Here is a 7,227-nt window from a genome sequence, read left to right as displayed (position 1 = left end):
GCCCGGGGCCGCGTCCGCGGCGGCGCGGTCGCCGAGCGCGCGGTGCGCGAGCCAGCCGGACGCGGCGCCGGCGGTCACGAGCAGCAGCGAGCGGAGCATGACGGGGCCTCCTGGAGACGGTGGGGTGCCCGCCCAGCCTACCGCCCGGCGTCGGGTTCCCCGGCGGCGACGAGCCGCCCGCGGTGGATCACCGTGCGCTCGGCGGGACGGTCCATCACGGCGGACGCGAGGGTCTCGGCCGGCACCAGCAGCAGGTCGGCGGCGTCGCCCGCCGTGATCGTCCGCTCGGACGCGGGCCGGCCCGCCGCGATCCGCGGCGCCGCGGGGTCCCGGACCGAGCGCCCGCCCACCGCGGCGACCTCGAGGCAGCGCGCGACGTCGTCGTCCGCACGGAACCCCTGGGTGAAGGCCAACTGCCAGGCCCGATCCAGCAGGTCCGCGTTGCCGTAGGGCGACCAGTAGTCACGCTGGCCGTCCTCGCCGAGGCCGAGGCGGACCCCGGCCTGGAGGATCCGGTCCAGGGGCAGCGTCCCGGCGCCGGCGGGCGCGATCGTGGTGAGGGCGACGTCGAGCTCGGCCAGCGTCGCGAGCAGCGCGTCCCGGCGCGCGTCCGGGAGGGTGCCCAGCGCAAACGCGTGGGCCACCGTGACCCGCCCCTGCATGCCCAGCGCGCGGACCCGCGCGGCGATCAGCTCGAGGGAGAACGCGCCCAGGCTGCCCTGCTCGTGCAGGTGGACGTCCACGGGGGCGCCGTGCCGCTCGGCGAGCCCGAACACGGCGTCGAGGTGGCGCACGGGGTCCCGGTCCAGCTGGCAGGGGTCGATCCCGCCCACGACGTCCGCGCCGGCGTCCATGGCGGCGGCGAGCACGTCCGCGCTGCCGGCCTCCAGGAGCAGGCCGGACTGCGGGAACGCGACGACCTCGACGTCGGCGGCGTCCGCGAACCGCTCCCGGGCGGCGAGGACGGCCTCGAGGCGCTCGAGCCCGGCGTCGACGTCCACCTGCGCGTAGGTCCGCACGTGGGTGGTGCCGCGGGCGATCATCATGCCCAGCGCGGTCTCCACCCGCTCCCCGATCGGGGCCTCGGCGTGCCGCCAGTTCTCGCGGTCGTTGGACATCATCCCCCACACGCCGGGGCGGCCGGTGTGCGGGCGGAAGGGCAGGCCGAGCCGGACGGAGTCCAGGTGGGCGTGGGCGTCCGCGAGGGTCGGCACGCACAGGGCCCCGTGTCCCTCCACGACGAGGCCGTCGTCGATCTCTGAGGCGGCCGGTGCGGCAGCCTCGGTGGGGTCGTGGGGCACGACGGCGGCCACGCGCCCGTCCTGCAGGCGCAGGTCCACGCGGGGCCCGCCCCATGGGCGGACGTCGCGGACGAGGCCGACTCGGGCCGGGCTCTCCGCCAGGCGCGCGAGGGCCGCCGCGGCCGCGCGCGGACCGCCGCCCCGCGAGCTGGGGTGGTCGGAGGGGGCGGTCCGGTGGGACTGGTCTCGCTGCTCGGAGGGGTCGCTGGGGGTGCTGCCGGTGCTCATGGCGCCACCGTAGCCGCCGGGGCGGACGGGACACGGGGTCCGGGCCCCGGCGATGCCGGCGGTCCCGGGAACGCCGCAGGCCCGGCCCCCGTGAAGGGGACCGGGCCTGCGGGACGCACGCGGCGCCGTCGTCCGGGGCGAGCCCCGGCGGGACGGATCAGCGCGCGTAGTACTCGACCACGAGCTGCTCCTCGCAGGTCACGGGGACCTCGGAGCGCTTCGGGCGACGCGTCAGGGTGGCGCGGAGCTTCTCGATCTCCACGGTCAGGTAGCCCGGGGTGGCGGGCAGGACCTGCTGGTGGGCGCCGGCGGCGGCCAGCTGGAAGGGCACCATCTTCTCCGAGCGCTCGTGCACGTGGATCATCTGGCCCTCCTTCACGCGGAACGAGGGGATGTCCACGCGCTTGCCGTCCACCATGATGTGGCGGTGCACGACGAGCTGGCGGGCCTGCTGGATGGTGCGGGCGAAGCCGGCGCGCAGCACGAGGGCGTCCAGGCGCATCTCGAGGAGCTCGACCAGGTTCTCACCGGTCAGGCCGGCGGTGCGCTTGGCCTCCTCGAAGTAGCGACGCATCTGCGCCTCGCGGATGTTGTACTGAGCGCGCAGACGCTGCTTCTCCTTCAGGCGCACCGCGTAGTCGGAGTCCTGCTTGCGACGGGCGCGGCCGTGCTGGCCGGGGCCGTACGGGCGGCGCTCCATGTACTTCTCGGCCTTGGGGGTCAGGGCGATGCCCAGGGCGCGCGAGTGCCGGACGGTGCGGCGGGTGCGAAGGTTGCCACTCATGGTGGTCCTCACTTTCCTTGACGTGCGGCACGGATGGGGTTTGTCTCGAGGGTCCGTCGCCGTGCTCGCGCACGGGTCAAGGGGACTCGAACCTGGCCTCCCCGCGATCCTGAGGAGAGCTGAGGGGCGTGCCGCCGCCCGTCATCCACTGATGCGCTGCGCGACCCCCGTCCGGGCACGCGGGTGTCCGCGGGATCCGTTCGAGGGGGATGCGTCCGGGGCGCAGCGCCTGCCAGACCGGTCCACCCTACCAGAGCGGCCGGCGTCGGCCCGAAACGGACGGGGGCGGCGTGTCCGGGGCTGCTCCTCCTCCGTTGCGCTCACGACTCGCCGCCTGCGCACGACGACGACGGCGTGTCGTGAGCGCAACACGAGGGATGCGGGCCGCTCGGCTCGGGGCCGGGGCGGGGTGCGGGGCCTGTCCAGACCGGACGGCGCGGACCGGCCCCGCCGGCGGACGGGTCAGGCGCGCGGGGCGGCCGGGCCGGCGCCCAGGGTCTGGCGGGCCCGATCGAGGTGGGCGGCCTCCACCTGCACCTCGTACGAGGCGGCGTCCATGGTCTGCAGGGAGCTGAAGTCGCGGCGTGGCCGGTCGCCCCGAAGACGGCACCCCACAGGGCGCCGAGGCCCAGGGCGATGAGCAGGATCCAGAGGAACCCGAAGCCCGGGGAGAAGATCGAGAACAGCAGGCCGAGCAGCAGGCCGAACCAGAGGCCCTGCACGGCGCCGCGACCGGCGGCCTTCCCGGTGGTCATCCGGCCGAGGATCTGCTCCACGGTGCGCAGCCCCGTGCCGACGATCCGCACGTGCTCGACGGGGAAGCCGGCGTCGGAGAGCTGGTCCACGATCGCCTGCGCGCGGGCGTAGTCCGGCACGGACTCCAGGACGCGGTGGTCGGCCGCGCCCAGCGGGCCGCCCGCGTAGGCGGCGTCGAGGGTCGTGGCGGGGGCGGCGCTGTGGGGGTCCTGGGCGTAGGGCTGCTGCTGGGACATGGCGGGGCTCCTTCGGTCTCGGATGGTCGAGACGGCGGCGCGGCTCCGCCGTCCTCCCCCCTGGGACAACCCGGCCGCTGACCTGGGTGTTCCCCCGCCCGGCGGGACTGTGCCCCGCCTCACTCCCCCGCGCCGCGCGGCCCTTCGCTCACTCCCCGCGGGTGATCCTGCGCAGCGCCGCCACCTGGTCCACGAGGCGCTTCTCGGCGCCGATCGGCTTGGGGCGGTAGTAGTCCTTGCCCACCAGGGGGTCCGGCGCGTACTGCTGCCGGGCGACGGCGTGCGGCTCGTCGTGGCTGTACACGTAGCCCCTGCCGTGGCCGAGCGCGGCGGCCCCCGGGTAGTGGGCGTCCCGCAGGTGCGGCGGGACCTGCCCCGTGCCGCCGGCCCGCACGTCCGCCAGCGCCTCGTTCACCGCCGCGTACGAGGCGTTCGACTTGGGCGCCGTGGCCAGGTGCGTGACCGCCTGGCCCAGGATGATCCGCCCCTCCGGCATGCCGATGAGCTGCACCGCCTGCGCGGCGGCCACCGCGGTCTGCAGCGCGGTGGGGTCCGCCATCCCGACGTCCTCGGAGGCCGAGATGATCAGGCGCCGCGCGATGAACCGCGGGTCCTCCCCCGCTTCCAGCATGCGGGCCAGCCAGTGCAGGGCCGCGTCCACGTCCGAGCCGCGGACCGACTTGATGAACGCGCTGATGACGTCGTAGTGCTGGTCGCCGTCCTTGTCGTAGCGCTGAACGTGGTGGTCCATCGCCTGCGCGGCGTCCTCCTCCGTCACCGTCACCGGGGCGGCCGCCCCCGCACGCGCCCCGCCGTCTCCCCCGGCGTCCTCGTCGGCCCCGGCCTGCCGCGCCTTGTCGAGGGCCACGCCCGCGGCGGCCTCGAGCACGGTCAGCGCCCGACGGGCGTCGCCGCCGGCCATGCGGACCACGTAGTCCCGCGCGTCGTCGGCGAGGTCCACGGCCCCGTTCAGCCCGCGCTCGTCCGCCACGGCCCGCTCCACGAGGCCCACGATGTCCTCGTCCGTGAGCGGGCGCAGGGTGAGCAGCAGCGAGCGCGAGAGCAGCGGGGCGATCACCGAGAAGCTCGGGTTCTCCGTGGTGGCGGCCACGAGCACGACCCAGCGGTTCTCGACGCCGGGCAGCAGCGCGTCCTGCTGGGCCTTGGAGAAGCGGTGGATCTCGTCGAGGAACAGGACGGTGGTGCGGTCGTACAGGTCCCGCTCCCGCTGGGCCTGCTCCATCACCTGGCGCACGTCCTTGACGCCGGCGGTGATGGCCGAGAGCTCGGTGAACGTGCGCCCCGGGGCGCGCGCGATCACGTGCGCGAGGGTGGTCTTGCCGATGCCCGGCGGCCCGTAGAGGATCACGGAGCTCGGGCCGGCGGGCGAGCCCGGGTCCGGCTCCGCGAGCTTGCGCAGCGGCGATCCGGGTCGCATCAGGTGGCGCTGGCCCAGCACCTCCTCGAGGGTGCGCGGGCGCATGCGCACCGCCAGGGGGGCCGAGGCGCGCGGCGCCGCGACCGTGCCGGAGGGGCCGTCGTCGTCGGACTCGTGCGCCGCGGAGAAGAGGTCAGCCATGGTGCCCCCAGCCTAGGCCCCGCCCCGGACACGACGACGGCGCACGACGACGGCGCGCGGCCCCGTCGCCCGCCCCGACGCGCGTGCCCCGGGGGGTCACCCGGGGTTGGCCGGGCGTTGACCGGCCGCACGGATCCCGTTCATCCGCGTGGCGAGTGCTCGAGGGCGCATCCCCGTCCCCCGCCCCAGGAGCATCCCCATGCGCACCCTGTCCCGCCTGGCCGCCGCGACCTCGATGGTCGCCCTGTCCGCCGCCGTCGTCGCCCCGCTGACCGCGGTCGCGCCCGCCGCGAACCCGTCCGGCAGGAGCATCGAGCTCACTGCCGCCGGCACCCACGAGACCGGCGTGTGCGACGCCTCCGCCGCCGAGACCGTGCTCTCCGTGGCCGGACTGCCCGCCGCGGACGGCTGGGTGACGGACGCCGGCGCCGTGGTGAACTCGGTGGCGGTGGCCGGCGGCGTCATGGCCGCGACCGTCGAGGCCGAGGACAAGACGGGCCACGGCTGGCTCGTCTTCTTCGACACCCGGACCCTCGGGTTCCTCGGCGGCGTCCGCGTGGGCGCCCTGCCGGACTCCGTGGCCCTCGCCCCGAACGGGGCGTACGCCGTGGTCGCGAACGAGGGCGAGCCGGCGGACGACTTCTCCGCGGACCCCGAGGGCACGATCTCCGTGGTGTCCGTCCCGAAGAACGCCCGGCAGTTCGCCCGTCTGGGCCAGGACGCTGTGCGCACCGTGGACTTCCGCGCCTACGACGAGGGCGCCGCCCTGCCCGAGGGCGTGCGCGTCTTCGGCCCGGACGTGGCCGTCCCCGCCGGCCACGAGGGAGCCGGCCGCATCGCCCGCAACCTCGAGCCGGAGTACGTCTCCATCGACCCGACCGGCCGCACCGCGTACGTCTCCGTGCGAGAGGCGAACGCCGTGGTGGCGGTGGACCTGGCGTCCGCCTCCCTCGTGGACTTCTGGGCCCTGCAGCTGACCGACTGGTCCACCGAGGGCGTGCTCGACGTGTCCGACAAGGACGGCGTGATCTCCCTGGCGTACCAGCGCGTGCTGGGTGTGCCGATGCTCGACGGCCTGGCCACCTACAAGTACCGCGGCCAGACCCTCGTGGTCACCGCCAACGAAGGCGACTCCCGTGAGTGGGGCGACTTCGTGGACGCCGAGCGGGTGAAGGACCTCGAGCTCTGCGCCGACGTGTTCCCCAACGCGAAGGCCCTGCAGAAGAACGAGGCCCTCGGCCGTCTGAACGTCCTGACCGACCTCGGCTACGACGCCGAGCGCGGCTGCCACACCGAGCTGCACGCCCTGGGCGGCCGCGGCTTCTCTATCTACACCGCGGACGGGCAGCGGCTCTTCGACTCGTCCGGGACGCTCGAGGAGCAGATCGCCCGCCTGATCGCCGCGGGCGAGCTGCCCGCGCACGCCTTCAACGCGAACAACGACGAGACCCCGAGCTTCGACTCCCGCTCCGACGACAAGGGCGTGGAGCCCGAGTCGGTGGTGGTCGGCGAGGTGCAGGGGCGCCAGTACGCGTTCGTGGGCCTTGAGCGCATCGGCGGCGTGATGGTCTTCGACATCACCGATCCCACCGACGCCCGTGACGTGGACTACATCAACGAGCGGGCCTGGGACGCCGTGGGCGAGGACGGTGACGCCGGTCTGGGCGACATGGGCGCGGAGGGCCTGGCCTTCGTGCCGGCCTCCGACTCCCCCTCGGGCACCGCCCTGCTGATCGTGGCCAACGAGGTCTCGGGTTCCACCACGGTGTACGAGGTGGACCCGGTGAAGGGCGGCAAGCGCAAGTGACCCTCTGACGCGGGCCTGGCGCTCATCGCACAGGCGCGCTACGGGACGGCTCGGGGCAGAATGACCCCATGAGAGCCGTCCTGCAGCGCGCCCGATCCGCCTCCGTCACCGTCGCCGGGGAGGTGGTCGGCTCGTTCGAGGGCGCCGGGCTGGTGATCCTGCTCGGGGTGAGCACGCAGGACACCGGCGCCGAGGCCGACGCCCTGGCGGCCAAGGTGGCCACCCTGCGCATGCTCGACGGCGAGGCCTCGCTCGTCAGCGCCGGCGCGCCCGCGCTCGTGGTCAGCCAGTTCACGCTCTACGGGGACGTCCGCAAGGGCCGTCGCCCCTCCTGGACCGGCGCCGCCCGCCCGGAGCGCGCCGAGCCGCTGTACGAGCGGTTCGCCGCGGGGCTCGAGGCGGAGGGCGTGCGCGTGGAGCGGGGGGTGTTCGGGGCGCAGATGGACGTCACCCTCGTCAACGACGGCCCCTTCACGCTCGTCGTGGACACCGCCGACCTCGCCGGGCCGCGGCGCGGATGAGCGGCGACCCCCGCC

The 7,227-nt window shown here is 75.2% G+C and carries 6 protein-coding genes; 2 read left to right on the top strand and 4 right to left on the bottom strand.

The genetic code is table 11. From position 1 onward, the window contains the following. Positions 1 to 137: 137 nt before the first annotated feature. The 4 genes from NWP10_RS09650 to NWP10_RS09635 form a co-directional block, all read right to left on the bottom strand. Positions 138 to 1,529 carry an amidohydrolase family protein gene (locus NWP10_RS09650; protein WP_258300748.1) on the bottom strand — a complete coding sequence of 464 codons (1,392 nt, stop codon included), beginning with the start codon at positions 1,527 to 1,529 and terminating at the stop codon, positions 138 to 140. 157 nt (positions 1,530 to 1,686) lie between these two features. Continuing rightward, on the bottom strand, positions 1,687 to 2,421 hold the full coding sequence (gene rpsD, locus NWP10_RS09645; protein ID WP_308421543.1) for a 30S ribosomal protein S4: 735 nt from the start codon (positions 2,419 to 2,421) through the stop codon (positions 1,687 to 1,689). Between the two features lie 212 nt (positions 2,422 to 2,633). Beyond that, complete coding sequence (locus NWP10_RS09640; protein ID WP_258300747.1) at positions 2,634 to 3,305, bottom strand: general stress protein; 672 nt, start codon at positions 3,303 to 3,305, stop codon at positions 2,634 to 2,636. 148 nt (positions 3,306 to 3,453) lie between these two features. Then, on the bottom strand, positions 3,454 to 4,884 hold the full coding sequence (locus NWP10_RS09635; RefSeq protein WP_258300746.1) for a replication-associated recombination protein A: 1,431 nt from the start codon (positions 4,882 to 4,884) through the stop codon (positions 3,454 to 3,456). A 199-nt stretch (positions 4,885 to 5,083) separates the two neighbouring features. Here NWP10_RS09635 and NWP10_RS09630 point away from each other — a divergent pair, with 199 nt between their 5' ends. Next, complete coding sequence (locus NWP10_RS09630; RefSeq protein WP_258300745.1) at positions 5,084 to 6,691, top strand: choice-of-anchor I family protein; 1,608 nt, start codon at positions 5,084 to 5,086, stop codon at positions 6,689 to 6,691. Positions 6,692 to 6,759: 68 nt separating this feature from the next. Then, entirely contained in the window at positions 6,760 to 7,212 is a 453-nt protein-coding gene (gene dtd / locus NWP10_RS09625) for a D-aminoacyl-tRNA deacylase (RefSeq protein WP_258300744.1), read from the top strand. The last annotated feature ends 15 nt before the right edge of the window (positions 7,213 to 7,227 follow it).

Source organism: Micrococcus sp. HG099 (assembly GCF_024723355.1).
In the GTDB taxonomy this organism is placed as follows: Bacteria; Actinomycetota; Actinomycetes; order Actinomycetales; family Micrococcaceae; genus Micrococcus; species Micrococcus endophyticus.
This window is presented reverse-complemented; position numbering and strand designations above follow the sequence as displayed.